Source organism: Streptomyces sp. NPDC111507 (assembly GCF_055638955.1).
Genome location: NZ_JBVKBU010000001.1, coordinates 1,459,550 through 1,485,221, shown reverse-complemented (window position 1 = coordinate 1,485,221; position 25,672 = coordinate 1,459,550). Strand labels below are relative to the sequence as shown.

23 protein-coding genes and 1 tRNA gene are annotated in these 25,672 nt (G+C 70.6%); 19 read left to right on the top strand and 5 right to left on the bottom strand.

Annotation, left to right across the window (positions count from 1 at the left end; translation table 11 throughout):
- The first annotated feature begins 3 nt into the window (after positions 1 to 3).
- Together ACZ7M2_RS06575 and ACZ7M2_RS06570 are read left to right on the top strand one after the other, a co-directional pair.
- Positions 4 to 711: a YidC/Oxa1 family membrane protein insertase gene (locus tag ACZ7M2_RS06575; RefSeq protein ID WP_471594382.1), complete on the top strand. Its 708-nt coding sequence runs from the start codon at positions 4 to 6 to the stop codon at positions 709 to 711.
- Between the two features lie 125 nt (positions 712 to 836).
- On the top strand, positions 837 to 1,694 hold the full coding sequence (locus ACZ7M2_RS06570; protein ID WP_471594381.1) for a fumarylacetoacetate hydrolase family protein: 858 nt from the start codon (positions 837 to 839) through the stop codon (positions 1,692 to 1,694).
- Positions 1,695 to 1,852: 158 nt separating this feature from the next.
- Here ACZ7M2_RS06570 and ACZ7M2_RS06565 read toward each other — a convergent pair whose 3' ends face one another.
- Together ACZ7M2_RS06565 and ACZ7M2_RS06560 are read right to left on the bottom strand one after the other, a co-directional pair.
- Positions 1,853 to 2,317 carry a heme-degrading domain-containing protein gene (locus ACZ7M2_RS06565; RefSeq protein ID WP_471594380.1) on the bottom strand — a complete coding sequence of 155 codons (465 nt, stop codon included), beginning with the start codon at positions 2,315 to 2,317 and terminating at the stop codon, positions 1,853 to 1,855.
- Positions 2,314 to 3,393 (bottom strand): Gfo/Idh/MocA family oxidoreductase, encoded by a 1,080-nt coding sequence (locus tag ACZ7M2_RS06560; RefSeq protein ID WP_471594379.1) that lies wholly within the window; start codon positions 3,391 to 3,393, stop codon positions 2,314 to 2,316. The genes ACZ7M2_RS06565 and ACZ7M2_RS06560 overlap by 4 nt, the downstream gene beginning before the upstream one ends.
- A gap of 48 nt (positions 3,394 to 3,441) precedes the next feature.
- Here ACZ7M2_RS06560 and ACZ7M2_RS06555 point away from each other — a divergent pair, with 48 nt between their 5' ends.
- The 13 genes from ACZ7M2_RS06555 to ACZ7M2_RS06495 all read left to right on the top strand — a co-directional run bounded on the left by ACZ7M2_RS06555 (position 3,442) and on the right by ACZ7M2_RS06495 (position 16,384).
- Positions 3,442 to 4,665, top strand: coding sequence for an ROK family transcriptional regulator (locus tag ACZ7M2_RS06555; protein WP_471594378.1), 1,224 nt, complete (start codon positions 3,442 to 3,444; stop codon positions 4,663 to 4,665).
- 255 nt (positions 4,666 to 4,920) lie between these two features.
- A complete protein-coding gene (locus ACZ7M2_RS06550; RefSeq protein WP_471594377.1) occupies positions 4,921 to 6,018 on the top strand; it encodes a hypothetical protein in 1,098 nt (365 codons plus the stop codon).
- Between the two features lie 48 nt (positions 6,019 to 6,066).
- Entirely contained in the window at positions 6,067 to 6,825 is a 759-nt protein-coding gene (locus tag ACZ7M2_RS06545; protein WP_319747772.1) for a GntR family transcriptional regulator, read from the top strand.
- Positions 6,826 to 7,003: 178 nt separating this feature from the next.
- Positions 7,004 to 8,128, top strand: a complete 1,125-nt coding sequence (locus ACZ7M2_RS06540) for a TIGR03364 family FAD-dependent oxidoreductase (RefSeq protein ID WP_471594376.1) — start codon at positions 7,004 to 7,006, stop codon at positions 8,126 to 8,128.
- Between the two features lie 5 nt (positions 8,129 to 8,133).
- Entirely contained in the window at positions 8,134 to 8,871 is a 738-nt protein-coding gene (locus ACZ7M2_RS06535; RefSeq protein ID WP_471594375.1) for an HAD family hydrolase, read from the top strand.
- Entirely contained in the window at positions 8,868 to 9,941 is a 1,074-nt protein-coding gene (locus ACZ7M2_RS06530; protein WP_471594374.1) for an ABC transporter ATP-binding protein, read from the top strand. The genes ACZ7M2_RS06535 and ACZ7M2_RS06530 overlap by 4 nt, the downstream gene beginning before the upstream one ends.
- A complete protein-coding gene (locus ACZ7M2_RS06525) occupies positions 9,934 to 10,788 on the top strand; it encodes a 2-aminoethylphosphonate ABC transporter permease subunit (RefSeq protein WP_471594373.1) in 855 nt (284 codons plus the stop codon). Before ACZ7M2_RS06530 ends, ACZ7M2_RS06525 begins: the two co-directional genes overlap by 8 nt.
- Entirely contained in the window at positions 10,775 to 11,572 is a 798-nt protein-coding gene (locus ACZ7M2_RS06520; RefSeq protein WP_471594372.1) for an ABC transporter permease, read from the top strand. Before ACZ7M2_RS06525 ends, ACZ7M2_RS06520 begins: the two co-directional genes overlap by 14 nt.
- A gap of 57 nt (positions 11,573 to 11,629) precedes the next feature.
- Positions 11,630 to 12,715: a 2-aminoethylphosphonate ABC transporter substrate-binding protein gene (locus tag ACZ7M2_RS06515; protein WP_471594371.1), complete on the top strand. Its 1,086-nt coding sequence runs from the start codon at positions 11,630 to 11,632 to the stop codon at positions 12,713 to 12,715.
- Between the two features lie 99 nt (positions 12,716 to 12,814).
- Positions 12,815 to 13,594, top strand: a complete 780-nt coding sequence (locus ACZ7M2_RS06510; RefSeq protein WP_075029148.1) for an HAD-IIA family hydrolase — start codon at positions 12,815 to 12,817, stop codon at positions 13,592 to 13,594.
- Between the two features lie 126 nt (positions 13,595 to 13,720).
- Complete coding sequence (locus ACZ7M2_RS06505; protein WP_471594370.1) at positions 13,721 to 14,359, top strand: hypothetical protein; 639 nt, start codon at positions 13,721 to 13,723, stop codon at positions 14,357 to 14,359.
- A 1-nt stretch (position 14,360) separates the two neighbouring features.
- Positions 14,361 to 15,038, top strand: coding sequence for a class F sortase (locus tag ACZ7M2_RS06500; RefSeq protein WP_471594369.1), 678 nt, complete (start codon positions 14,361 to 14,363; stop codon positions 15,036 to 15,038).
- Positions 15,039 to 15,367: 329 nt separating this feature from the next.
- Positions 15,368 to 16,384 carry a glycoside hydrolase family 6 protein gene (locus tag ACZ7M2_RS06495; protein ID WP_471594368.1) on the top strand — a complete coding sequence of 339 codons (1,017 nt, stop codon included), beginning with the start codon at positions 15,368 to 15,370 and terminating at the stop codon, positions 16,382 to 16,384.
- A gap of 354 nt (positions 16,385 to 16,738) precedes the next feature.
- Here ACZ7M2_RS06495 and glxA read toward each other — a convergent pair whose 3' ends face one another.
- From glxA to ACZ7M2_RS06480, 3 genes are all read right to left on the bottom strand, one after another.
- Entirely contained in the window at positions 16,739 to 18,676 is a 1,938-nt protein-coding gene (gene glxA, locus ACZ7M2_RS06490) for a radical copper oxidase GlxA (protein ID WP_471594367.1), read from the bottom strand.
- The gene (locus ACZ7M2_RS06485) at positions 18,673 to 20,667 is read right to left on the bottom strand and encodes a glycosyltransferase family 2 protein (protein ID WP_471594366.1); all 1,995 of its coding nucleotides are present in this window, start codon (positions 20,665 to 20,667) and stop codon (positions 18,673 to 18,675) included. The genes glxA and ACZ7M2_RS06485 overlap by 4 nt, the downstream gene beginning before the upstream one ends.
- Before the next feature lie 513 nt (positions 20,668 to 21,180).
- Positions 21,181 to 21,254 (bottom strand) — tRNA-Lys (locus ACZ7M2_RS06480).
- Positions 21,255 to 21,460: 206 nt separating this feature from the next.
- Between ACZ7M2_RS06480 and ACZ7M2_RS06475 the strand changes: the two genes are divergently transcribed.
- From ACZ7M2_RS06475 to ACZ7M2_RS06460, 4 genes are all read left to right on the top strand, one after another.
- Positions 21,461 to 22,834 (top strand): peptidoglycan-binding protein, encoded by a 1,374-nt coding sequence (locus ACZ7M2_RS06475; RefSeq protein WP_471594365.1) that lies wholly within the window; start codon positions 21,461 to 21,463, stop codon positions 22,832 to 22,834.
- A 213-nt stretch (positions 22,835 to 23,047) separates the two neighbouring features.
- On the top strand, positions 23,048 to 24,208 hold the full coding sequence (locus ACZ7M2_RS06470) for an SPFH domain-containing protein (RefSeq protein ID WP_471594364.1): 1,161 nt from the start codon (positions 23,048 to 23,050) through the stop codon (positions 24,206 to 24,208).
- 155 nt (positions 24,209 to 24,363) lie between these two features.
- Positions 24,364 to 25,017, top strand: a complete 654-nt coding sequence (locus ACZ7M2_RS06465; protein WP_054235554.1) for a lytic polysaccharide monooxygenase auxiliary activity family 9 protein — start codon at positions 24,364 to 24,366, stop codon at positions 25,015 to 25,017.
- 129 nt (positions 25,018 to 25,146) lie between these two features.
- Entirely contained in the window at positions 25,147 to 25,647 is a 501-nt protein-coding gene (locus tag ACZ7M2_RS06460; protein ID WP_471594363.1) for a hypothetical protein, read from the top strand.
- The last annotated feature ends 25 nt before the right edge of the window (positions 25,648 to 25,672 follow it).

Below are 25,672 nucleotides of genomic sequence, written 5' to 3'. Positions count from 1 at the left end.
CCCATGTCCGCTTTCGCCGGGCTGGTCGAGCGGCTTGCCGATCTGCTCGAACCGCTGTTCCACGCTTCCGCGGCCGCCGCCGCGATCGTCCTGTTCACCGCGCTCGTACGGCTGCTCGTGCATCCCCTGTCCCGGGCGGCGGCGCGGGGACAGCGGGCGCGTGCCGCGTTGCAGCCGCGGCTCGCCGAGCTGCGCAAGAAGTACCGGAAGGATCCCGAGCGGATGCGGAAGGCGGTGCTGGAACTGCACGAGAAGGAGAAGGTGTCGCCGCTGTCGGGGATTCTGCCCGGGCTTCTTCAGCTGCCGGCCTTCATTCTTCTCTACCACCTGTTCTCCAGTTCCACCGTCGGCGGTGAGGCCAATGAGCTGCTGAGCCACCAGCTGTTCGCCGCGCCGCTCGGCGGACGGTGGCTGGACGTGCTCGGGGACGGTGGGGTGTTCGGTGCCGCCGGGTTCGTCTACCTCGCTCTGTTCGTGGCCGTCGGCGCGGTGGCCGTCTTCAACTACCGGCGTACGAAGCGGACGATGGCCGCCTCGTCGGCCGCGGCCGACGGGGCGGAGGCGCCCGGCCTCGGTGCGGTGAGTGCGTTTGTGCCGTTCCTGTCCTTCTTCACGCTGATCACCGTGGCGGTGGTGCCGCTGGCCGCCGCGTTGTACGTGGTGACCAGTACGGCCTGGAGTGCCGTGGAGCGGGCGGTCCTGTATCCCTGAGGGTGTGGCGGCGGTCCAGTCCGTGAACGGGGTATTGCGGAGTGGACGTGCAGCTTGGAGGATCGACCAGTCCTCCGATGGCTGCACCCGTCGGTGGCTGCCCGCGATCGAGGGAGACTGTGATCATGAAGCTGCTGCGAGTCGGTACGGCGGGATCGGAGCGGCCCGCGCTGCTCGACGCCGAAGGGGTTCTCCGGGATCTGTCGGGAGTCGTGCCGGACATCGACGGGGCGCTGCTCGCCGACGACGCGGCGCTCGGGCGGGTCCGTGCGGCCGGCGAGTCGGGGGAACTGCCCGTGCTGGACGCGGACGGGCTGCGTGTCGGGCCGCCGCTGGCCCGGATCGGCAAGATCGTCTGCATCGGGCTCAACTACCACGACCACGCCCGGGAGACCGGGGCCGAGCCGCCCGCCGAGCCGGTGATCTTCTTCAAGGCGGCGGACACGGTGGTCGGGCCGGACGACACCGTGCTCGTGCCGCGCGGGTCGGTCAAGACCGACTGGGAGGTCGAACTCGCGGTCGTCATCGGGCGTACCGCCCGCTATCTGGAGTCGCACGAGGAGGCGCTCGCGCGTGTCGCGGGGTACGCGGTGGCGCACGACGTCTCCGAGCGGGAGTTCCAGATCGAGCGCGGGGGGACGTGGGACAAGGGCAAGAACTGCGAGACGTTCAATCCGCTGGGGCCGTGGCTGGTGACGGCGGACGAGGTTTCCGACCCGCAGGATCTTTCGCTGAAGCTGTGGGTGAACGGTGAGCTGAAGCAGGACGGGACCACGGCCGAGCAGATCTTTCCGGTGGCGGAAGTCGTCCGGTACGTCAGTCAGTTCATGACGCTCTATCCGGGGGACGTCATCAATACGGGGACGCCGGCGGGGGTTGCCTTGGGGCAGCCGGAGCCGAAGCCGTATCTGCGGGCCGGAGATGTGGTGGAGCTGGAGATCGGGGGGCTGGGGCGGCAGCGGCAGGAGTTCAAACCGGCGTAGGCACTCCGTTGGGGTGGGCGGGGGGTGCGTGATCGGGTGCCGGTTCGTTGTGGCTGGTCGCGCAGTTCCCCGCGCCCCTGAAAGCCCGCGATCACCTGTGCGGCCAAGGCTCCGCGGTTCCCCGCGCCCCTGAAGAGACAGGGGCGCGGGTGTGGGGGCTACTTTTCCAGGAAGTGGCCCAGCGCCTCGACGACCATGGCGTGGTCCTCCAGTTGCGGCAGTCCCGACACCACCACCGTGCCGATCACGCCCGCGCCCTCGACGGCGATCGGGAACGCGCCGCCGTGCGCCGCGTACGTGTCGGGGTCGAGGCGCGAGGAGTCCTCGAAGGTCGTGCCCTTGGCGCGGAAGCGGGAGCCGACCAGCAGTGACGAGCAGCCGTAGCGCTCGACGACGCGGCGCTTGCGGTCGATCCAGGCGTCGTTGTCCGGGGTCGAGCCGGGCAGCGCCGCGTGGAAGAGCTGCTGACCGCCGCGGCGGATGTCGATCGCGACGGGGGCGCTCCGCTCACGGGCGAGCTCGACGAGCAGGGTCCCGAGGGCCCACGCGTCGTCGTGGGTGAAGTGCGGGAGCGTCAGCCGGCGCTCCTGTGCTTCCAGTTCGGCGATCTCCGGCGCGTTCACAGGGACACCGCCGTGCCCTCGGTGGCGGAGCGGCGGGCCGCCTCCAGGACGTCGAGGGCGGCCGCGGCCTCCTGCGCGGTGACCGGGTTCGGGGCGCCGTCGCGGAGGGCGGCGGCGATGGCCGCGTAGTACGCGGGGTACGCGCCGGGGAGGGTGGGCTCGGGGCGGCCGCCGCCCGTGAGCGGGGACTCGCCGGAGCCGACGCGGCCCCACAGGGACTCGGGCTCGACACCCCACTCGGCGGTCGCGTCGGGGCGCTTGCCCTCGCGCAGGTCCGCCTCCTGCGGATCGAGGCCGTACTTCACGTAACCGGCCGCCGAGCCCAGGACGCGCAGGCGCGGGCCGAGTTGGGCCGTCGTCGCGGAGACGTAGAGGTGGGAGCGGACGCCGTTCGTGTGCGTGATCGCGATGAAGGTGTCGTCGTCGGTCTGCGCGCCGGGGCGGCGGACGTCCGTCTCGGCGTACACCGAGGCCGCGGGGCCGAAGAGGACGAGGGCCTGGTCGACGACGTGGCTGCCGAGGTCGTAGAGGAGACCTCCGATCTCTGCCGGGTCGCCGGACTCGCGCCAGCCGCCCTTGGGCTGCGGACGCCACCGCTCGAAACGGGACTCGAAGCGCCATACGTCGCCCAGCTCGCCCTCGTCGAGCAGCTTGCGGAGGGTCAGGAAGTCGTTGTCCCAGCGGCGGTTCTGGAAGACGGAGAGGAGCAGACCGCGCTCTTCGGCCAGCGCGGCCAGCTCGCGGGCCTCCGCCGCCGTACCGGCGAGGGGCTTGTCGACGACGACCGGCAGGCCCGCCTTGAGGGCGGCGGTCGCGAGCGGGACGTGGGTCTTGTTCGGGGAGGCGATGACGATCAGGTCCAGCTCGTCGGCGCGCGCCCAGAGCTCTGCGGGCGTGGCGGCGAACGAGACTCCGTCGCCGAACTCGGCGCGGGCCTGCTCCTGCCGCTCCGGGTTCGAGGTGACGATCGTGTCCAGGGCCAGGCCCTCGGTCGCGGCGATCAGCGGGGCGTGGAAGACGGAGCCCGCGAGGCCGTAACCGACGAGGGCCACGCGGAGGGGAGGAGTAGCAGTCATGACGTCCACTTTCGCAACGCTGTTGCCAAAGTGCAAGCGCGGGGGACAATGGCGTACGTGAACAGGACCAACGCCGAGTCGGGAGTCAATCTGCTCGCCCTGCGCAGCCACAACGCCGCGCTCGTGCTCGATCTGCTGCGCACGGCCGGGGAGGGCGGCATCAGCCGGCTCGAACTCGCCGAGCGCACCGGGCTGACCCCGCAGGCCGTCAGCAAGATCACCGCTCGGCTGCGGGCGGACGGGCTGGCGGCGGAGGCGGGGCGCCGCGCGTCGACCGGCGGCAAGCCGCGGACCGTGCTGCGGCTCGTGCCCGAGGCCGGGCACGCGGTCGGGCTCCACCTCGACCGCGACGAGGTGACGGCCGTGCTGTGCGACCTCACCGGCGCGGTGGTCGCCGAGCGGCGGGTTCCGCTCGACCTGGGGGCCGGGGCGGACGCGGTCGTCGAGTCGGCGGCAGGGGAGGTCGAGGCGCTGCTCGCGGGGGCGGGGGTGTCCGTACTGGGCGTGGGCGTCGCCCTGCCGGGGCCGCTCGACCATGCCCGGGGTGTGCTGCATCGGGTCACCGGGTTTCCTGAGTGGGACGGATTCCCGCTGCGGGACGCGCTGGCGGGGCGGCTCGGGGTGCCCGTGGTGGTGGACAAGGACACGAACGCGGCCGCGTTGGGGATCGCGGTGGTGGGGCGTGGGGGTGGGAGAGGGAGTGGAGCCGGGGCGTCGGGGGGTGTCTCCGCCGACTCTTCCGGCGCCGCTGACTCTCTCGGCGCCGCTGACTCTCCCGGCACTCCCGGCCCCTCCAACCCCCTCGCATCCTTCGCCTATCTGCATCTCGGTACGGGGCTCGGGGCGGGGCTCGTGATCGGTGGGGGCGTGCACCGGGGTGCGCGTACGGGGGCGGGGGAGTTCGGGCATCAGGTCATCCAGCTGGACGGGCCCCCGTGCGGCTGCGGCAACCGTGGCTGCATCGAGGCCCTGTGCCTCGCCGCCGTGGACCGGGGTGCCGTGGGTGAGGCGGCGCGGGTGCTCGGGGTGGGCGCCGCGAATCTGGTGGGGTTGCTGGACATCGACCTCGTGCTGCTCGGCGGGCGTACCGTCGCCGCGCACGAGGAGGCCTTCGTACGGGGTGTCGGTGCCGTTCTTGAGGAACGGGCTCGGCTGGAGGGCGTGGACGACGGGGCGATTCCGGTGCGGGTGGCGCCCGGTGGGGCGCGTGGGGTCGCGGAAGGCGCGGCGCAGTTGTTGCTGGCGCCGTTGTTCGGGCGTGGGGAGGACTGAGCGGCCGGGCTGTTCGGGACGGTCCCCGGCCGGGTGGCCCGGCTGTCCTGAGGGGCTTCGGGGCGGGGTGACTCGGCCGTTCGAGGGGACTTCGGGGGCCGGGCGGGGTGTGTCGTGGGCGTGGCGGGGCGGTGGGCGCCGGACGGTGTGGGACGGTCACGGGGCCGTTGCCCTGTACGCCGTTGCCCTCATCGCCCGACGCCCCGAGCCCGCTCCCGACCCCCTCCCGCCGCCCTTGACCGGCAAAGGCCCCTCATGCGACTGCGCAAGACCAGCCCCTTCGCCCTGACCGCCGTTGCCCCCGCCCTGGGCCTCGGACTCGCACCGCCGCCCGCCGCACAGGCGCTCACGCCTCTCGGGCCCACCGCGAGTCCCCGCCCCACCTGTGCCGCGCCCGACACCCGGGCCTTCCCGATCAAGACCCGGATCCACGGCGGTCCGGACGCCTATGACGTCGGCGGCGACTTCCGGACCTGGTACATCGACCTGACCAACACCACGGCGCACACCTGCGGAAACATCCACCCGATCGTCGTACTCGTGGACAGCAAGCGGGTGCTGCGGCCGGGGCAGGCGCGGCTGGAGTTCTACGAGGGGGAGCGCACGCATCCCGTCGAGTTCGAGAAGAGCGACCAGGACGAGAACATCGGGGCGTTCGACGACGGGTTCCCGGGGTTCACGGTCGGACCCGGGCGGACGCTCACCGTGAAGGTCCGCCTCTCCGTGACCTCCGACGCCGCCGTGCCCAACGACGTCGTCGCCAACGCGGCCGTGGTGCAGCGCCACAACAACGACGGGGACTGGGTGGGGGAGTCGAACGCGTACCGCTTCCGGATCGACGACGAGAGCAAGACGAGCGACGGCGACGTTGTGGACGCGGGGGGCACGGGGGGCACGGGGGGCACGGGGGGCACCGGGGACGGTGGGGACGGTGGGGGCAGTGATGGCGGAGGCAGCGGCGGAGGCGGTGACGGCGGAAGCGGCGGAGGCGGCGGTGATGGCGGAGGCGGCGGCGGTACGAGCGCGGCTCCCGACGCCAGCGGTACCGCCACGGGCAGTAGCACCGGCAGCAGCACGGGCGGCGTCACCGGCACCGGCACCAGCAGCCCCACCGGTGCCGGTGACGGCGGTGGTGACGGCGGTGGCGGCGGTCGCGACGGCGGTGACGACGACGGCGACGCCGCAGGAAAGGAACGGGACGGGTCCTCGTCGGCGGACGACGGGTCCTCGTCCGCGGACGAGCTGGCCATGACCGGGCCGCGCGAGGCCGCTCTGGCGGTGGGCGTCGCCCTGCTCGCCGCCGGAGGCGTGCTCTTAGTGGCCTCCCGCTGGTCCCGGTCCCGGCGTCGCTGAGCCCTCCCACCGGCGCACCGCCCGTACCGCATCTGCGACCATCCCCCCGTGGACTACCCGAACGACCAATCGCCCGGCGCCCCCGTCCGCTCCGGCATCCCGGAGCACGGCCGTATCCCGAAGTACTACGCGGTCAAGGCGCACATCGCCGTGCTGATCGAGGAGTTGGGCGAAGGGGGGCTCCTGCCCACCGAGCGCGATCTCGCGGAGAAGTACGAGGTGGCCCGCGAGACCGTACGGCAGGCCCTGCGGGAGCTGCTGCTCGAAGGCAAGCTGCGGCGGCAGGGGCGCGGCACGGTCGTCGCGGGGCCGAAACTGGAGCAGCCGCTCTCCCTCGCGAGCTACACCGAAGGCGTACGGCGGCAGGGGCGCACCCCCGGTCGTACGCTCATCTCGCTCGACCGCTTCCCCTGTCCGCAGGCGCTGGCCACCGAGGCGGGGCTGACGCGCGGCGAGCCCGTCTGGCACATGGAGCGCGTGCTGCTCGCCGACGACGAGCGGGTCGGGCTGGAGAGTACGTACGTCGCCGTGGCCCGGGTGCCCGACCTCGACCGTGACTTCGACCCCGACTCCTCCTTCTACGCCTACCTCCACGACCGGCTCGGCATCGCGTTCGGCGACGCGGACGAGCGGATCGAGACGGTGCTGGCGACGCCGCGCGAGGCGCTGCTCATCGGTACGCCGCCCGCGCTGCCGATGCTGCTGATCCACCGGGTCTCGCGGGACACGAAGGGGCGCCCGCTGGAGCGGGTGCGGACGCTGTACCGGGGGGACCGGTTCTCGTTCACGGCGCACCTGGGCAGGTGACGTCCACTGCGTACCCCGGCAGCTGACGCGCGGCGGGCCGGGGCTGGCTGGAGATCGTCCTTTCGGCCAAGTATTGTCACGAGAAGATAACGGGTCTAGCCCAAACGTGATGGGCGGTTCACCATCTGGATGCTGTCCGGACCCCTCTGATTCCCCCTTCCCGAGGAGCGTGGCCGTCGTGAGAGTGATAGTCGTCGGAGCCGGCGTGGTGGGTACCCTGCACGCCTGGCACGCAGTGGAACGCGGCCACGAGGTCGTACAGATCGAGCGTGAGGCGGAGGCCCGCGGGGCCTCGCTGCGCAACTTCGGGCAGATCTGGGTGAGTGGTCGCGCCGGAGGAGAGGAGCTGGAGACCGCCCTGCGGGCGCGGGAGCTGTGGGAGGAGATCGGGGCACGCGTCCCGGACCTCGGCTTCCGGGCGTGCGGATCGCTGACCCCCGTGCGCAACCCGCGCGAACTCGCCGTCGCCGAGGCCGCGCTGGCCCGCGAGGACGCCGCCGCCCGCGGCTACGAACTGCTCGCCGCGGACGAGGCGCGCGCCGTGAACCCCGCCCTGCGGGGTGCGTTCGAAGCGGCCCTGTTCTGCGAGCGCGACGCGGCCGTCGAGCCGCGCACGGCCCAGCTCGCCCTCCGCGCCGAGCTGTCGAAGTCCCCGAACTACACCTTCCTGCCGGGGCGCGAGGTCCGTGACGTCGTCGGAGAACACGCCGTGCGCGACGACCACGGAGAGGTCCACACCGGTGACGTCGTCGTGCTGTGCACGGGCGCCTGGCTCGGCGGTCTCGTACGGGAGCTGGCCGGGCCCGAGCTGCCCGTACGGCGGGTGCGGCTGCAGATGATGCAGACCGAACCGCTGGGCGAGCCGCTCACCACCTCCGTCGCCGACGCCGACAGCTTCCGGTACTACCCCGCGTACCGCAGCCCCGCCCTCGACGACCTGGACGCACACCAGCCGCAGGCCCCGATCGCCGCCGCGCACCGGATGCAGCTGCTCATGGTGCAGCGCGCGGACGGTGGGCTGACCATCGGCGACACCCACGAGTACGAGCACCCCTTCGCCTTCGACACCCTCGAAGACCCCTACGACCACCTCACCGAGGTCGTCGAGTCCTTCCTCGGCCGCCCGCTGCCGAAGATCCGGCGCCGCTGGGCCGGGGTGTACGCGCAGTGCACCGACCCGAGCCGGGTCGTGCACCGGCAGCGGGTGCGGGACGGGGTGTGGCTGGTCACCGGGCCCGGCGGGCGCGGCATGACCTGTTCGCCCGCCATCGCCGAAACGACCGCCAACGACTTGGGCTGGTGAAAGAAATGACCGAGGACATACGACTCGTCGTGCTCGACATGGCGGGCACCACCGTCGCCGACGGCGGCCTGGTGGAGCAGGCCTTCGCCGTGGCCGCCGGGGAGCTGGGCGTCGAGCCCGGGTCCGCCGACCACACCAGGAAACTCGACCACGTCCGGGCCACCATGGGCGAGTCCAAGATCTCCGTCTTCCGGCACCTGTTCGGCGAGGAGTCCCTCGCCCGGCGGGCCAACGCCGCCTTCGAGAAGGCGTACGGGGAACTCGTCGACGGCGGGCGCCTCGCGCCGATCGCCGGGGCGCGCGAGGCGATCGAGGAGCTCCAGGCGGGCGGCCGTACCGTCGTCCTGACCACCGGGTTCGCCCGCGTCACCCAGGACGCCATCCTCGACGCCCTCGGCTGGCAGGGGCTGGTGCCGCTCACGCTGTGCCCGGCCGACGCCTCAGGTCGCGGGCGGCCGTACCCCGACATGGTCCTGGAGGCCTTCCTGCGCACCAAGGCCGCGGAGGGCGTCCAGCAGGTCGCGGTCGTGGGCGACACCTCGTACGACATGCTCAGCGGCGTACGCGCCGGGGCGGGCGTGGTGGCCGGTGTGCTCACCGGGGCGCACGGCGACGAGGCGCTGCGCGCGGCCGGGGCCGGTCATGTGCTCGGCTCGGTGGCCGAACTTCCCGCCCTGCTCGACGGACCCACCGGAGCCGACCCGCTCCCTGGAGACGATCCGTATCCCGGACGCGGGCGATGAGCGGCGGCAGCGGTATCCGCTTCGACCGGGTGTCCGTCGCGTACGACGGCACCACGGTCCTCGACTCCCTCGACCTCACCGTCGAGCCCGGCGAGGTGATGGCGTTGCTCGGGCCGTCCGGGTCCGGGAAGACCACCGCGCTGCGGGCCGTCGCCGGGTTCGTGCGGCCCGCCTCCGGCCGGGTGTTCATCGGCGACCGGGACGTGACCGCTCTGCCGCCCCACCGGCGCGGCGTCGGCATGGTGGTGCAGCAGTACGCGCTGTTCCCGCACATGCGGGTCGAGGACAACGTCGCCTTCGGGCTCAGGGCGCAGAAGGTCGCCAAGGGCGAGATCCGCGGACGGGTCGCCGAGGCGCTGGAGATGACTGGGATGGCGGCCTACGCCCGGCGCCATCCGCGGGAACTGTCCGGCGGGCAGCAGCAGCGGGTGGCCATCGCGCGGGCGCTCGCCATCCGGCCCGGCGTCCTCCTCCTCGACGAGCCGCTGTCCGCGCTCGACGCGCAGCTGCGGTCGGGGATGCTGGCCGAACTCGCCCGGCTGCACCGGGAGTTGCCCGACATGTCGATCCTGTACGTCACCCACGACCAGATCGAGGCGCTGACGCTGGCCGACCGGATCGCGGTGATGGACAAGGCGCGGTTGCAGGACGTGGGGACGCCGCGGGAGCTGTACCGGGCGCCGAGGACCGCGTTCACGGCGTCGTTCGTGGGCAACGCGAACCTGTTGCCGGTGACCGTGGGCGCGGGAGGTGTCGCCTTCGGCGGAACCGAGCTCGAGGTGTCGACGGGCAACGCCGTCGAGGGCGCGAGCGCCACGCTGTGCGTACGGCCGCACCTCGTCGGACTCGGCGGGGGGCCCAACGCCCTCACCGGGTCGGTGGCCGAGGTGCAGTGGCGCGGCGCCACCCACCGGCTCTACGTCGACGTGGACGGACACCGGCTCAAGGTGGACCTGCGGGAGTTGCGGCAGCCGCCCGCTCTCGGGGAGGAGATCACCGTGCACTTCGCAGCCGAGGACGCGGTGCTGCTCTCCGCAGAGGTGACCGCGGGGGTGACCGGGGATGTCTAGCGCCATGGCGGCCACCAGGTCCCGTCCGCGCGTACCGACCTGGGCCTGGGCCCTGCCGCCCGTCGCCGTCCTCGGACTCGTCTTCCTCTACCCCCTCGCACTCGTCGTCCAGCAGTCCTTCCAGCCGGACACCGGGGGCACCTCCCTCCAGCCGTACGCCGACGTCCTCGCGTCCCCGTCGTTCCTGGAGGCCCTCCGTACGACCGTCTGGATCGCCGTCGCGGCGACCGTCGGCTGTCTCGTGCTCGGGTTCGTGCTCGCCCTGGTCATCGCGTTCGTGCCGTTCCCCGGCGGGAAGGCCGTCGCCAGGTTCATCGACGTCTTCCTGTCCTTCCCGTCCTTTCTGATCACGCTCGCGCTGCTGTTCATCTACGGCACGGTGGGCATGGCCAACGGCCTGTGGACGGACGTGACCGGTGCCGCCGAGGGGCCGTTCCAGTTCCTCACCACTCCGTGGGGGGTCCTCCTCGCCGAGATCACGTACTTCACCCCGTTCGTGATGCGGCCCCTGCTCGCCGCCTTCTCGGGGATCGACACCGCCCAGCTGGAGGTGGCGTCCTCACTCGGGGCGCGGCCCGCCCGGATCGTGCGGCAGGTCATCCTGCCCGAGGCGCTGCCCGCGCTCGCGGCCGGCGGCAGCCTCGTCCTCGTGCTCTGCCTCAACGAGTTCGGGATCGTCCTGTTCACCGGGGCGAAGGGCGTCACGACCCTGCCGATGCTCGTCTACAGCAAGGCGATCCTGGAGTCCGACTATCCGGGCGCGTGCGTGGTCGCCGTCGTCAACGTCCTCGTCTCCGTCGGGCTCTACGGCCTCTACCGGGTGGTGAGCCGCCGTGCTGGTGCATAGCCGCAAGGGGAAGTGGGCCACCTGGGCCGTCTTCTTCCTGCTCTTCCTGCCCCTGTTCGCCCTGCCGCTGCTCGTCGTCCTCGCCGCGTCGTTCGCCACGAACTGGTCGAGCGTGCTCCCGTCCGGCTTCACCACCGGGCACTACACGGCCGCCACCCGTGGCGCGTCCCTCCAGGCCCTCACCACCAGCCTGGTCACGGCGGTCACCGCGAGCCTGCTCGCACTGGTCGTCGGCACCTGGGCGGCGCTCGCCGCGCACGCGCTGGGGAAGCGCGGCAGGCGGGTTCTCGATGCCCTGTTCATGCTGCCGGTCGCCGTGCCCTCGGTCGTCGTGGGCCTCGCGATCCTCGTCGCCTTCTCCAAACCGCCGATGCTGCTCAACGGCACCCGGTGGATCGTCATCCTCGCGCACACCGTGCTGGTCACGGCCTTCGCCCACCAGTCGGTGTCAGCCGCCCTCGCCCGTCTCGACCCGGCCTACGAACAGGCCGCGGCCTCGCTCGGCGCCCGGCCCTCGTACGTGCTGTGGAGGGTGCGGCTGCCGCTGCTGCTGCCCTCGCTGACCGCCGCCGCGGGGCTCTGCTTCGCCCTGTCCATGGGCGAGCTGAGCGCCACCATGATGCTCTACCCGCCCGACTGGACCCCGCTTCCCGTCCAGATCTACGCGGCCTCGGACCGCGGCGCCCTCTTCACCGGCTCCGCGCTCGCGGTCGTCCTCATGACCACGACGGTGCTCGTCCTGTTCGCCGTCTCCCGGATCCGCACCAAGGCCTCCTACCGCTGACCCCGATCAGATCCTGATCGGTCAACCTTCCGAACCTCGCAAGGAGTTCATCTCGCCATGCCCAGAAACCTCCACCACCTCAAGCCGATCGCCGCCGTCGTCGGCAGCCTCGCCCTCGCCGCCACCCTCACCGCCTGCGGCGGCGCCTCCAGCGCCTCCGACGCCAAGGTCGTCACCGTCTACAGCGCCGACGGCCTCAAGGGCGAGAACGGCGACGGCTGGTACGACCAGGTCTTCAAGGACTTCGAGAAGCAGACCGGGATCAAGGTCAAGTACGTCGAGGGCGGCTCGGGCGAGATGGTCCAGCGCGCCGTCCGCGAGAAGACCAACCCGCAGGCCGACGTCCTCGTCACCCTCCCGCCGTTCATCCAGCAGGCCGACGGCAAGGGGCTGCTCCAGAAGTACGCCCCGAAGGGCTCCGACCAGGTCGCCGGCGGCGACAAGGCCGCCGACGCCACCTGGACCTGCGTCGTCAACAACTACTTCGGTTTCGTCTACGACAAGAAGGAGCTGAAGCAGGCGCCCACCACCTGGGAGGAGCTGCTCGACGCGCGGTACAAGAACAAGCTCCAGTACTCCACCCCTGGCGTCGCCGGAGACGGAACCGCCGTGCTCGTCAAGGCGATCCACGACTTCGGCGGCAAGGAACAGGCGCTCGCCTACCTGAAGAAGCTCCAGGCCAACAACGTCGGCCCGTCCGCCTCCACCGGCAAGCTCGCGCCCAAGGTCGACAAGGGCGAACTCCTCGTCGCGAACGGCGACGTCCAGATGAACTACGCCCAGTCCAAGGACATGCCGAACCTGGGCATCTGGTTCCCGAAGGCCACGGACAAGGCCACCGACGCCGCCGGGAAGCCCACCACGTTCGCCCTCCCGTACGCCGCGGGACTCGTCACCAGGGCCCCGCACGCGGACAACGGCAGGAAGCTCCTCGACTTCATGCTCTCCGCCAAGGCGCAGCAGCAGGTCAGCGAGATCGGCGGCGGCTTCTCCGCACGGGGGGACGTCAAGGCCACCGACGCGAACGCCATCGCCCTGACCAAGCTCATGGACGGCGTCGCGCTCTTCGAGCCGGACTGGGCCGACATCGACAAGAACCTGACCTCGTACGTCGAGGACTGGAAGACGGCCACGGGAAGCTGACACGCCACCCTGACTAGGCTGGGGGCGTCGGCACATCGTCGTTCCGGCGCCCCCGGATCGTGTGCGTACGTACGCCAGGACGGCAGGAGAACCAGCACCATGGCAGAGCGCAAGCCCATCGAGTCGTGGCTCACCGACATGGACGGTGTCCTCATTCACGAGGGAGTGCCGATCCCCGGCGCGGACGCCTTCGTCAAGAAGCTGCGGGAGTCCGGGAAGCCGTTCCTGGTGCTCACCAACAACTCGATCTACACCGCTCGTGACCTGCACGCCAGGCTGCGGCGCATGGGCCTGGACGTGCCGGTCGAGAACATCTGGACCTCCGCGCTCGCCACCGCCAAGTTCCTGGACGACCAGCGGCCCGGCGGCACCGCGTACGTCATCGGCGAGGCGGGCCTGACCACGGCACTGCACGACATCGGGTACGTCCTGACCGACCACGAGCCGGACTACGTGGTCCTCGGCGAGACCCGTACGTACTCCTTCGAGGCCATGACCAAGGCGGTCCGGCTGATCAAGGGCGGCGCCCGGTTCATCGCCACCAACCCCGACGAGACCGGCCCGTCCGCCGAGGGCCCGCTGCCCGCGACCGGTGCGGTGGCCGCGCTGATCACCAAGGCGACCGGCAAGCAGCCCTACTTCGCCGGCAAGCCGAACCCGCTGATGATGCGGACGGGGCTCAACGCCATCGGGGCGCACTCCGAGACCAGCGCGATGATCGGCGACCGGATGGACACGGACGTCCTGGCCGGCCTCGAGGCGGGCATGGTGACCTATCTCGTCCTCACCGGGCTGACCACCCGCGAGGAGATCGAGCAGTATCCCTTCCGGCCCTCCAGGATCGTGGACTCGATCGCGGACCTCGTCGAGCGGATCTGACGCCGCGCGGGCCGAGGGCCACCGGCCCGCGCCAAACCTTTCGAGACCCGTTTGGAGTAGTCGGGGGCGTCTGAGGATGCGTCCCGCGACCGGGCGGGGGAGTCTCCAGATATCTGGAGGTTCACGATGGGTTCATGTCGACTCGCTCTCTGTGCGCGACTCACTCTCTGTGCCGGTGCGGTGCTCGCGGCGGCGTTCACTCCCGCCGCGTACGCGGCCGACGGCGGCGTCTCCGTCTCTCCCGTGTCCCCGGCCCCCGGCAGCGACGTCCAGCTGCGGGCGCTGGGCTGTACGGGGACGACCGGTACCGCGGTCTCGTCGGCGTTCGTCGCCGACGCGCGGCTCACCGGCCAGGGCGGGGTGCTCACCGGCGACACCCGCGTCCGCTCGTCGGCCACGCCCGGTGCCTACGAGGTCAAGGTCAGCTGTGACGGCCGCCAGGACCGGGTGACCGGCACGGTCACGGTCACCGCGCCGGGCGGCCCGACCTCCCTGAGGTCCGCCCTCGCCGTCCCGAACGCCTTGTCGTCCGCCCTTGCCGTCCCGAACGCCTTGACGTCCGCCCTCGCCGTCCCGACCGGCCCGGCCTCGCCCGTCGCCCCCGTGCACGCGGGCGGCGGCGGCACCGCGCACTTCGCCTCGGTGGACGCCCGCTCGTCGAGCCCCGGCACCAAGCACGCGGTGATCGGCCTCGTCCTCGCGAGCGCCGCCGCGGTGGCGGTCGCGGTCCGCAGCGCGCGCCGGGGCCACGACACCCGGGACTGACATGTCCGACGACATGCCCGTACACGGGCGTTCCTCCGGCGCCGGCCGGCTGCTGACCGGTGTCGCCTGGGCGGTGCTGCTGCTCGGGCTGTGGCTGTGGGGCCGCGACCTGACCGACGTACGGCAGGGGATAGCGGCGCCGACGACGGGGGACATCGCGGCGGTCGGACGACCGCCCGAGGTACGGCTGCCACCCGCGCTGAAGCCGCTGACGAGTGCCGCGCCGCAGCGCATCGACATTCCCTCGATGGGGGTGCAGGCGCCGGTCGTGGGCCGCGGGCTCGACGGGCAGGGGGCGATCGATCCGCCACCCTTCGATCAGCCGGGCGTGGTCGGCTGGTACGCCGCCGGGGTGCGGCCGGGGGCGGCCGGGACCGCGCTGTTCGTGGGGCACGTCGACACCGAGACCCGGCCCGCGGTCTTCTACAAACTCAGCACGGTACGGCCGGGGCAGACGGTCCGGGTGGTCCGCGACGACGGGACCGTCGCCGAGTTCACCGTGGACGACGTGCAGGTCTTCCCGCGCGACCACTTCGACGCCCGACAGGCCTACGGGCCACGGGAGTCGGGGCGGGCCGAGCTGCGGCTCGTCACCTGCGGCGGCACCTTCGACCGGGTGAGCCGCACCTACACCGCGAACGTGGTCGTGTCGGCGTACCTCACGGGCCACGGACGATGATTCGGGTGACTCGCGGACGATGATTCGGGTGAATGCGGCCGGTGCCCCGGTGACCGGTTCCACCTGGCCCGGTCGGCGGCCCGCTCCCCCCGGAGCCGCCGACCGGGCTGGTCCTCGACCGCGCGCGCACGGGCTGCGGGAGTAACCCGGCGGTCGGCGCGGGAGGTTCTGGGTCCGTTTGAGGCAACTCTAGAACGTATGAGCGTTCTGGCCTAGGACCTGTCCCCGGGGCTGTAACAGCTCACCGATAAGGCGCGGGCGATCTCGTGGGCGAGGCGCCACCTATGTCACGATTGACCCCAAGGACAGTGCACCCGAGGGGGAGTTGCATGTACGGCAGCAAGGGGGCCGGGGCTCGGGCGTCCGTCGCGGTGGTGGGGGCGTTGCTGGTGCTCGCGGGGTGTTCCTCCGGAGGCGGCGGCGACAAGAGCGACGGTTCCGGCTCCAAGGTCACTCAACAGCCCAAGAACTCCGACCCGTTCTGGGTCAACCCGGCGGGCAACGCGGCCGAGCAGGTCACCGCGTATGTCAAGGCGGGCAAGAAGGACGACGCCGAGCAGATCCGCAAGATAGCCGAACAGCCGACCGGCGAGTGGATCGGGCCGGAGAATCCCGAGCAGGAGGCGCGCGGCTTCACCGAGGCGGCGCAGCAGGCCGACCGGGCGGCCATCCTGGTCCTCTACAACATCCCGCACCGCGACTGCGGCCAGTTCTCGCAGGGTGGCGCGGCGGACGGCGACGCCTACAAGGCCTGGATCGACGGGGTCGCCCGCGGCATCCAGGACCGGCCCGCCACGGTGATCCTGGAGCCGGACGCGATTCTGCACCTGGTCAACCAGTGCACTCCGGCGCAGTTCCAGGAGGAGCGGTACTTCCTGCTCGAGACCGCGGTCACCAAGCTCAAGGCCCTGAAGAACACGAAGGTGTACCTCGACGCGGGCAACGCGGGCTGGGGTCACCCCGACCAGATCTTCCAGTCGCTGAAGCGGGCGGGCATCGACCGGGCCGACGGCTTCTCCGTCAACGTCTCCAACTTCTACTCGACCAAGGACTCCATCGCCTACGGCAGGCAACTGTCCGCGAAGGTCGGCGGCAAGCACTTCGTCATCGACACCAGCCGCAACGGAAACGGCCCCTACACGGCCGGCGACGCGGACGAGAGCTGGTGCAATCCGCCGGGGCGCGCGCTGGGCGAGACCCCGACGACCAAGACCGCCGATCCGCTCGTCGACGCGTATCTCTGGGTCAAGCGGCCCGGTGAGTCGGACGGGGAGTGCAAGGGGGGTCCGAAGGCGGGCGACTGGTGGGCGGAGTACGCGTTGAAGCTCGCGAAGGCCAGCGGCTGAGCGAACGAGCTCGGGGGCGCTGGTGGTTCGGCGGCTGCGGGTACGTCGTGGCGTGTCGCGCAGTTCCCCGCGCCCCTAGGCCCTGTCGTCAAATTCCCGTCTGCCCTGCGACGCCATGCACGCGCCCCCAAGTTCTCGACTTCGCTCGAACAGGGAGGGGCCCCCTTCGCCGCACCGGGCACAGACCCGAGTACATCCAGTACGAGGGCCTGTGCCCGGCACGCCGAGAGCACGCACCTGACGCCGCCGGGCCCGCCCTTCGGGCGGACGACGGGAATTTGACGGCAGGACCTAGGTGAGTTGGCGGCGACCTTCGCGAGGAAGTCGCCGCCACTCACGTACAACTCTCGAAAATCACGGAACCTTGACCCACTGCGCCGTGCTCGGCGTCCCCTGGTCGTCCGTCACGAACAGCATGTACCAACCGGACTCCACTAGATTCCGGTTCTTCGGCACGGTCACCGTGACCCCGTTCTTCGTCTTCTTGAAGTCCAGCGCGATGGACCGCTGATCGACGTCGGTGACGTGCGTGGACGCGCTCGGCCGGATCAGCCGGGCCGTCCTGATGGTCGACGCGTGCCGCGAGGTGAACGTCGCCGAGCCGCCGCGCGCGATCGTCTTCGGGCCGCCGGTCAGATCGGGCCGCGAGTCCCGGTAGAGGTACGGCGGCGTGTAGATCTCGATGCGCTGCTCGAACGTGGCCGGTTTGGTGTTGGCCTTGTCCGCGTAGAGCGAGTTGGAGCCGAAGAACATCACCCGGCCGTCGGGCAGCAGGATCGAGCCCGAGTGGTAGTTGCGGCCCACCAGCGGATCGGCGACCCGGTCGAAGGTGTTCGACTTGGTGTCGTAGATCCGCGCCTGGAGGATGTTGGAGTCGCTGCGCCCCCGGTAGTCCTCGGAGCCGCCGGACACGAGGACGGAGTCGTCCGGCAGGATCGAGGACTGCGGGTAACGGGTGCCCTTCTCCAGTTCGGGCCCGTCCACGAACCTCGGGTTCTTGTCCTTGAGGTCGATCAGCCGGGTCTTCTTGCTGGACAGCTTGGACTCGCCGACCCCGCCGCCGCCGATCACCATGTACTTCTCGTCCTGCGCGGGCGGCAGCAGCACCGTGCCGGACGTCTCCATCATGTTGGGGTCGCTCAGGCCCGGCAGCTTGGTGAACTTGTTGGTGGCCACGTCCCAGACGCCGGGGTCGCGGCCCACGTTGTCCGGTCCGTAGCCCGCGTTCGAGCCCGAGTAGAACATCTCGCCGTTCTGCATCAGGGAGATCGCCGGGTAGGTCGGGAACTGGCGGATCCCCTTGGTGTACGTCCATTTCTTGGTCTTCGGGTCGAACACCTCGTTCTTGCCCGGGACCAGCTGGCCGATCTCGTCCAGACCGGAGAGGCTGAGGATCTTGCCGTCGCTCATGGTGGTGAGCGTCGGGTACCAGCGGGCCTCGTTCATCGGGTCGACCTTGATGTACTTCTCGGCGACCGGATCGAACTCGTACGCGTCCCGAATGCCCTGGAAGTCCTTCTTGTCCAGGGCGAGCTTCTGGGCGATGCCGTAGGTGTTGCGGGCGTCGGTGCCGGTCAGGCCCTGGATGCGGTAGTTGTCCTGGGTGCCCGTCTCGTACTTCTGGCCGCTCTGCTGTGCCTCGACATAGATACGGCCGAGGCCCGGGTCGTTGCGCAGGAACTTGCCGGTCGCCTTGTCGAAGACCTTCGTCGCGCGCGGGACGAGCACCGGGTCCTTGGAGACGAACGTCTTGCCGTTCTCCTTGCCGGTGAACCTGGTGCCCGCGGGCAGCGTGATCGGCTTGTCCGGGTTCTCGTTGTGGACGACCATCAGGCCGCCCGCCTTGGTGACGTCACCCTTCAGCGTCTCGTACCGCTTGGTGCCGCCCGCGATCAGCAGATTGCCGTTGGCGAGCTGGGTGTGGCCCGTGCAGAACAGGTCGGCGGGCGTCGGGATCTTCTTGATGGTGCCCTTGACCGGGTCCCAGATCCGCGTGTCGAACTTCTTCGCGTCGAAGTTGTCCTGGTTGTTGCCCGAGCCCGCGATCAGCAGGATCTTGCCGGTGTGCAGCAGGGCCGCGTGGATGGTGTTCTGTCTGTACTCCTTGGGGAACTGGATGATGTCCCAGTGCCCGTTCTTGGCCTTGTACTCGGGCTTGTTGATCGTGTAGTCGTGGTATTTCTCCGTGCTGAAGCGGTACACCCACGGCCCGTTCATCCCGGCCAGCGCGAGCACCACCGCCCCGCCTATCGCAAGTCGACGAGCACGGCGGCGACGGGCACCGTCTTTCATTTTTTACGTCCCCCAAGGGAAATCTGCATGGTCTGGTCATTGCCCGCGCCGCTGCCGCCGCCCTGTCCCTGCGCCGCCGCCCAGCTGGGCTTGTGCTGCGGGGCGTGCGGCGCGTGCGGCGCGTGCTGCTCCTGCTGGGGCGCCGAGGCCTGAGCGGGCAGCGGCACCGTCTCCTCGGGTGAGGCGGGCGGCACCGACGGCTTCTTCTTCGCCTGGCGCAGGGCCCACCGCCAGGCGAGGATCGGCGAGGCGGTGATCAGCAGGGCGAAGGAGGCCCAGGTGATCATCGCGGGGTGGGAGTGCCCGAGCAGGAGTCCGGCGATGATCGAGCCGGCGAAGACCAGGATGAAGAACAGGTGGATCCGGAAGGTCCCGAACAGTGTGTCGGGACTGGCCGAATCACCCTTGGGGGTCACCACGAACTTGCTCTTGCGGCGCAGCACCGCGTCCATCAGCGAGCGGGCGTAGATCGGCGCGGAGAGCGCCGACATGATCATGCCCGCCACGCCGCCCGAGCCCTCGGGCTCGTGCGGGGAGACGTTGTGCCGGCGGTTCCACACGTACAGGCCGATCTGCAGCGCGGAGGCGTTGCCGTACAGCATCAGCCAGACCGTCGGGTCGATGTTCACACCGGATGCGCCCAGGCCCAGGAAGAGTGCGCAGCTGAGGGCCGCGAGGATCCAGTTGAGGGCGGACATCGGGTAGAAGATGATCATCATGGTGTAGTTGAAGAGCTTGCTCGGCGGCAGCGAGAAGAAGCCCTTCCAGTACTGCTTGAGGATCGTCTCGTACGTGCCCCGGGACCAGCGCAGCTGCTGGGTGAAGAAGTCCGTCCAGGCGTTCGGGCCCTCGCCGACCGCGAGGACGTCGGGGGTGTAGACCGAGCGCCACTTCTTGCCCGTCGCCGGGTTCTTGGCGCGGTGCATCTCGAAGCCGGTCGCCATGTCCTCGGTGATCGAGTCGTACAGACCGCCGATCTGCTTGAGCGCCTTGATGCGTACGGCGTTGGAGGTGCCCACGAACATCGGCGCGCCGTAGCGGTTGCCGGCCCGCTGGATCAGCGCGTGGAAGAGGAACTGCTGTGACTCGGCGGCCTTGGTGATGGGGTTGTCGTAGTTGCCGTAGACCTGCGGGCCGATGACGAAGCCGATGTCCGGGTCGCGGAAGAAGCCGAGCATCCGCTCCAGATAGTTGGGCAGCGGCACGTGGTCGGTGTCGACCGAGGCGAAGAAGTCGTACTCGTCGCCGTGCGCCTCCAGCCAGGCGTTGTAGTTGCCGTGCTTGGTCTTGGCGCGGTGCGGGCCCTTGGCCTGGTTCCACTTCGCGACGCCCTTGCGGGAGAAGTGGTGCACGCCCAGGCGCTCGCAGACCTCCTTCACCTCCGGGTCGTCGCCCTCGTCGAGGAGCCAGATGTGCAGAAGACCCCGGTGGCGCAGCTTGACGGCCGCCTCCAGGGTCTTGGTCACCATGGCAAGGGGTTCCTTGCCGGGCACGAAGGAGGTGAGGAAGGCGACTCTGGTGCCGGTCTCCGGGACCACCGGGATCGGGTCGCGGGCGACCAGGGTGGCGTGCGCGTTCGACAGCACGTTCATGCAGCGGAAGAACTCGATCAGACCGATCGAGACCAGCATCACGATGTCGAGCACCGGCAGGAAGTCGTAGGCCGGGTAGTCGCGTTCGGTCCAGTGCTCCGGCTGGAGCAGCCAGCCCAGCAGGATCAGCGACAGCAGCGGCGCGGCGCCCAGCATCAGGGCGGCTCGTACGCGGTGCGGCTCCTGGGACAGCAGCGAGCGGTACTGCACCTTGTACGGCTTGTCCGGATCGGGCTGTGTGAGGGGACCCGCGAGCCGGCTGTAGTGCTCGTAGTCGTATCTCGGCAGGGTCTTCTTGATCCTGCGGAAGTTGCTGCCGGTCCGGTGCGATGGCATCCGGAGCTGGGTCGTCTCAGACGGGTCGAAGTTCTGCCGGGCGCCCGTCGGCGTCGACGTCATGAGTCATTCCCCCCGCACGCACGTCCAGGTGCGTGTTCGTCGGTTCTTGTCGCCCGTTCGAGTCCCCCTTGACCGTCACGGACGCATGCTGGCAGGTCGGCATCGCCACATCCTCCACACAAGGGAGACATAGAAATGCGACCTTCCGGTTGCATGATGCCCCCCTCGGCATCGGTTCATGAACGGGGCCCCCAACCCCCCATGGTCGCAACCGGCCATACCCCCAACTGTCAGGTATCGACAGTCCCTTGAAGCCCAGGGTTCTACGGCGTTCATCATGATCGCAAGATGCGAAACGCGGTGTTAACCGGTCATACGCGCTAATTGGGACGCGTGTACGAAGATGGGGTCACCACCCCATACGCCGGGCGCATATGCCCGGCCTGTATGCGCCCCTATGCGACTCTTTGCGCCCGTTGTGTCCGTGGGGAGCCCGCCCCGCCCATCAAGGGATCCCGCCCCGCCCATAAGCCGAAGGGCCCCTCACGCTGGTGAGGAGCCCTTCGGTGTCGGTGCGCCGCCAGGGACTCGAACCCCGGACCCGCTGATTAAGAGTCAGCTGCTCTAACCAACTGAGCTAGCGGCGCCTGCTGACCCGAGAACTCTACCCGACCAGGGAGGGTGCTCCGGACCACGAGGGTGTCGTGAAGTGAGCGGTGAGGTGTCCCGAACCGGTCGGAAGTGGTCCCTGTACATCATTCGGACCGTCAACATGCGACAAGAGGCGACAGTTGCGAAACTGGCGATTGTGCAGAAGTGCGGAGACATGGACCTGTGGTGTGAGGGGAATCTCATGGAGGCTCCGGTATTCGAGGAATTCGATCCCGCGAGCGACTGCGATTGCCCCGGATGCGTGCACTGGCGGCGCGTCATTCCCCCTTCCTCACTCCCCGGGCCCGTGGGACACCCGGCGGCGCGGGGCGCGCTGCTGCTGGCCGCGGTGGCGGGCACCGTCCTCGCCGCCGGCCAGCCGGTACCGGCTGTGGCCGCCGCGCACGGACCCGCCCGGCCGGGCGACCCCCGAGGTGACCGGCCGGGCGACCCCCGAGGTGACGATTCCGACACCCCGCAGGGCGACCAGGCCCCGCTGCACGGCCCCGACGGGGGCCCGGCGGGGCCCGCGCAGCCCGGCGCGGGGGGCGAGCTCCCCGCGACCACCCGGGCGGCGATCATCAAGCGGGCCAAGAAGTGGGTCGCCTCGCGGGTGCCGTACAGCAACACCGAGTACTGGCCGGACGGATACCGGCAGGACTGCTCGGGCTTCGTCTCGATGGCCTGGAACCTGCCGGGAAACGAATGGACGGGCAGCCTCAGCACGTTCGGCGTACGCATTTCACGCGACCAGTTGCAGCCCGGCGACATGCTCCTGTTCCACAATTCGGCGGATCCGCAGAAAGGCTCGCACGTCGTCCTTTTCGGCGGCTGGTCGGACTACACCCACACCTATTACCTCGCCTATGAACAGACCAGCCCGCACGCCCGCGGGCAGTCCGCTCCGTACGCCTACTGGAGCAACTCGGGCCGCTATGTTCCCTACCGCTACAAGGGACTGGCCGAGGAGACGAGCGGCGCGGGCGTCTCCGCGTCGGGGGCGGGGAGCAGCCGCTACCCGGGCCGGTCCTTCTTCGGCCCGGGCGCGGACAACTCCCATGTCACCCGGCTGGCCCGGCTCCTCGTGGAACGCGGCGCGGACCGCTTCTACTCGACCGGACCCGGACCGAGCTGGTCGGACGCGGACCGGCGGGCCACCCAGGCGTTCCAGCGGGCGCAGGGCTGGCGGGGCACGGACGCGGACGGGCTGCCCGGGCCGCAGACCTGGTCCCACCTGGTGGGGAGGAAGGGCAGGGACATTCCGGCGGCGGGGAGGTCCGTGCCGGGGACCCCGGTGGCGGGCGGAGCGGGGACGAAGGGATTCTCGGCCCCGTCCGTTCCCGGCTATCCGGGGCGCGAACTGCTGCGGCCCGGCGCCGACAACGAGTTCGTCACCCGGCTCGGCGAGCAACTCGTGAAGAAGGGGTTCGGCACGTACGACACGTCGGGCCCGGGGCCGCGCTGGGGCGAGGCGGACCGGCGGGGCGTCGAGGCGTTCCAGCGGGCGCAGGGCTGGCGCGGCGGCGCGGCGGACGGCAGTCCGGGGCCGGAGACCTGGCGCCGGCTCTTCTCGTGAAGCCCCGGGTGGCAGGGCTCGCACCACGGCTCGCACCCGGGCTCCTACTAGGCAACGCGTCGGGCAGCACACCAGGGCTCACACCAAGGCTCGCACCAGGAATCGCACCAAGGCTCGTACCAGGCATCGCACTACGGCTCGCACCAGGAATCGCACCAGGGCTCGTCGCCCGGCCGGGATCACCCTTCCACGCGCGGAGGCATGGAGGCAGCTATGAGTACGACGACTTCACCCACCCCGGAGTCCGGGGGGACGCCGGAGGGCGGCGGCGCCTCACGGTCCGCCCGGCTCATCCACAACGAGGCGACCACCGAGATCCCCGTCCATCTGCTCTTCCGTGACGACCCCGAGCCGGTGTCCGTGCCGCTCTCGCCCGCCGTGGTGGGGCGGCGGCGTGGCACGGGCGAACAGCCCCGGATCCGGCGCCCCGTGCTGGGCAGGGCCCCGCGCCCGGTGCCGGAGGTCGACCCCGAACTGGTGGAGCGCCCCGCACGGGTGCTGCCCGGAGTGGCGGGTGTGCTGACCGGGGCCTGCGGGGTGGCCGGATGTGTACTCACCACTTGGTGGTCGGGTGTGCTGCCGCACAGCGCGGCGAGGGTGATCGGGCTGCCCTGGTACGCGGGGGCCGGGCTCGGCCCCGCGCAGTGGGCCGCGTACGCCGGGGCCGGCGCGCTCGGGCTGTTCGGGTTCGGCGGGCTCTCCCGCGGCCGGACCGGGGGCGCCTGGGTGCTCGGCCTCTTCGGCCGCTACCGGGGCACGGTCCGGCGCACCGGGCTGTTGTGGATCAACCCGATGGTGCTGCGGCGCCGGGTCGACGTACGGCTGCGGCACTGGCGCAGTGAGCCGATGTCGGTGGTCGACGCGAACGGGGTCGCGCTGCGGGTGGTGGTGCTCGTGGTGTGGCGGGTCAAGGACACCGCGCGGGCCGTGCTCGGCGTCGAGGACCACGAGACGTATCTGCGCGAGTGTGTGGAGGCGGCGATGTCGCGGATGCTCTCGCAGTTGCCGGCCGAGGCGCCGCCCGCCGTCATCAAGGACGTGGCGACCCTGCGCAACACGGACGTGGTCGGCGAGGTGCTCACCGGGATGATCGCCGCGGACACCGCGCCGGTCGGCCTGGAGGTGTTCTCGGCGCAGCCGACCCGGATCGAGTACGCCCCCGAGGTCGCGGCCGTGATGCAGCGCCGCCGGATCGCGACCCTGGACGCCGAGCACCGAGACACCGTGCTCACCTCCGTCGTCGACTCCGTCGAGGACACGGTGACCCGGCTGACCATGCGCGGGCTGGTCGAACTCGACGACTACGAGCGCAAAGCGCTGGTGAAGGACCTGACGGTGGCGTTCTACGCGGGGCGCAGGGACTCCTCGCCGTGACGGGGGGCCGGCAGCGGGGCCGTGACGGGGACCGAGAGCTCGGCTATTGGTCTGGACATGTTCAAGTTGCGGCAATAATCTGGGACTTGGTCTAGACCTGAAAATCGCGCGCACGGCTCACGAGAACCTCCCCCACGTCCTCCAGGAGCGGCAGCATGCGCATACGGACGACCAGGATCCCCGCGGCAAGGGTCCGTACCAGCAGGAAAGTCAAGCTGTACGCCGCTGTCGTGGGCCTCGCCACGGCGGGCACGTTCGTGCTCTCCACCGGCGGAGCCGACGCTCACGGCTACACCGATCAGCCCCTCAGCCGGCAGAAGTTGTGCGCCGCCAACGGCGGCAGTGTCGCGGGCTGCGGTGACATCCAGTGGGAACCGCAGAGCGTCGAGGGCCCTAAGGGCTTCCCGGCGGCGGGTCCCGCGGACGGACAGATCTGCTCCGCGAACCACACCAACTTCAGCCAGCTCGACCAGCCCAAGACCCCCTCGGGTGCGGCCTGGCCGACGACCAAGGTCACCGGCGGGCAGAGCTACACCTTCCGCTGGCAGTTCACGGCCGTGCACGCCACGACCGACTTCAAGTACTTCGTCACCAAGTCCGGCTGGAACCAGAACCACGCACTGACCAGGGCGGACCTGAACACCACCCCGTTCCTGACCGTCCCGTACAACGGGCAGCGCCCGCCGTCCACGTTCAGTCACACCGGCACGCTGCCCTCCGGGCTGAGCGGTCACCACGTCATTCTCGGCGTGTGGACGATCGCCGACACCGCGAACGCGTTCTACTCGTGCGCGGACGTCACGTTCTGAGCGTGCCCCGGCCGGAAATGTTCTGAGCCTCTCTTGAGGAGCTCGCGCACCCCCCACGGGTAGGTTCCACGCACGTCGACATGACCATGACGGCGTGCGTGGAGCTGTACCGGACAACGGGGGAATGTCATGGACGTCTTCTTCTATGCCGTGCCGGCGGTGATCATGGTCGGGGCGATCTTCATGGCGGTCGTGGTGGTCCGCCGGTCGCTGGACATCAACCGGGCGTGGGACAGCGGACTGATCGCGGAGGGGCGCTGTCTGCGGGCGTACACGACGACCAGTGGCGGCGGCGGTGACACGTCCGTCTCCACGACGCTGCACCACGTGTACGAGTTCATGACGCGTGACGGCCGCACCGTCCGCTTCGAGGAGCCGAACGGCCCGGCGACGATCATCGAGGGCGACATCGTCCCCGTCCACTACATCGCCGAGCGTCCCGAGAAGGCGACGGCCCACGCGCCGAGCCGGGGCCTGCTGGCGGCGGGCGCGGTCTTCACCCTCGTCTTCTGTACGGTGATCGTCCTCTTCTGCATCGGCTTCATGGTGGGCGTCCACGAGTTCTTCTCGATGTGGGACTCGGCCGGGAGCGGAGGGGACGAGTTCGAGGGCACGGGGCTCCCCTTCTGACGGTGCGTCAATTATGGTGCGCCCC

Excerpts from the sequence above, each read along its gene's own strand:
- ACZ7M2_RS06575 (WP_471594382.1), top strand. The coding sequence starts at position 4 with ATGTCCGCTTTCGCCGGGCTGGTCGAGCGGCTTGCCGATCTGCTCGAA.
- ACZ7M2_RS06570 (WP_471594381.1), top strand. The coding sequence starts at position 837 with ATGAAGCTGCTGCGAGTCGGTACGGCGGGATCGGAGCGGCCCGCGCTG.
- ACZ7M2_RS06560 (WP_471594379.1), bottom strand. The coding sequence starts at position 3,393 with ATGACTGCTACTCCTCCCCTCCGCGTGGCCCTCGTCGGTTACGGCCTC.
- ACZ7M2_RS06555 (WP_471594378.1), top strand. The coding sequence starts at position 3,442 with ATGGCGTACGTGAACAGGACCAACGCCGAGTCGGGAGTCAATCTGCTC.
- ACZ7M2_RS06550 (WP_471594377.1), top strand. The coding sequence starts at position 4,921 with ATGCGACTGCGCAAGACCAGCCCCTTCGCCCTGACCGCCGTTGCCCCC.
- ACZ7M2_RS06535 (WP_471594375.1), top strand. The coding sequence starts at position 8,134 with ATGACCGAGGACATACGACTCGTCGTGCTCGACATGGCGGGCACCACC.
- ACZ7M2_RS06530 (WP_471594374.1), top strand. The coding sequence starts at position 8,868 with ATGAGCGGCGGCAGCGGTATCCGCTTCGACCGGGTGTCCGTCGCGTAC.
- ACZ7M2_RS06525 (WP_471594373.1), top strand. The coding sequence starts at position 9,934 with ATGTCTAGCGCCATGGCGGCCACCAGGTCCCGTCCGCGCGTACCGACC.
- ACZ7M2_RS06515 (WP_471594371.1), top strand. The coding sequence starts at position 11,630 with ATGCCCAGAAACCTCCACCACCTCAAGCCGATCGCCGCCGTCGTCGGC.
- ACZ7M2_RS06510 (WP_075029148.1), top strand. The coding sequence starts at position 12,815 with ATGGCAGAGCGCAAGCCCATCGAGTCGTGGCTCACCGACATGGACGGT.
- ACZ7M2_RS06505 (WP_471594370.1), top strand. The coding sequence starts at position 13,721 with ATGGGTTCATGTCGACTCGCTCTCTGTGCGCGACTCACTCTCTGTGCC.
- ACZ7M2_RS06500 (WP_471594369.1), top strand. The coding sequence starts at position 14,361 with ATGTCCGACGACATGCCCGTACACGGGCGTTCCTCCGGCGCCGGCCGG.
- ACZ7M2_RS06495 (WP_471594368.1), top strand. The coding sequence starts at position 15,368 with ATGTACGGCAGCAAGGGGGCCGGGGCTCGGGCGTCCGTCGCGGTGGTG.
- glxA (WP_471594367.1), bottom strand. The coding sequence starts at position 18,676 with ATGAAAGACGGTGCCCGTCGCCGCCGTGCTCGTCGACTTGCGATAGGC.
- ACZ7M2_RS06485 (WP_471594366.1), bottom strand. The coding sequence starts at position 20,667 with ATGACGTCGACGCCGACGGGCGCCCGGCAGAACTTCGACCCGTCTGAG.
- ACZ7M2_RS06475 (WP_471594365.1), top strand. The coding sequence starts at position 21,461 with ATGGAGGCTCCGGTATTCGAGGAATTCGATCCCGCGAGCGACTGCGAT.
- ACZ7M2_RS06470 (WP_471594364.1), top strand. The coding sequence starts at position 23,048 with ATGAGTACGACGACTTCACCCACCCCGGAGTCCGGGGGGACGCCGGAG.
- ACZ7M2_RS06465 (WP_054235554.1), top strand. The coding sequence starts at position 24,364 with ATGCGCATACGGACGACCAGGATCCCCGCGGCAAGGGTCCGTACCAGC.
- ACZ7M2_RS06460 (WP_471594363.1), top strand. The coding sequence starts at position 25,147 with ATGGACGTCTTCTTCTATGCCGTGCCGGCGGTGATCATGGTCGGGGCG.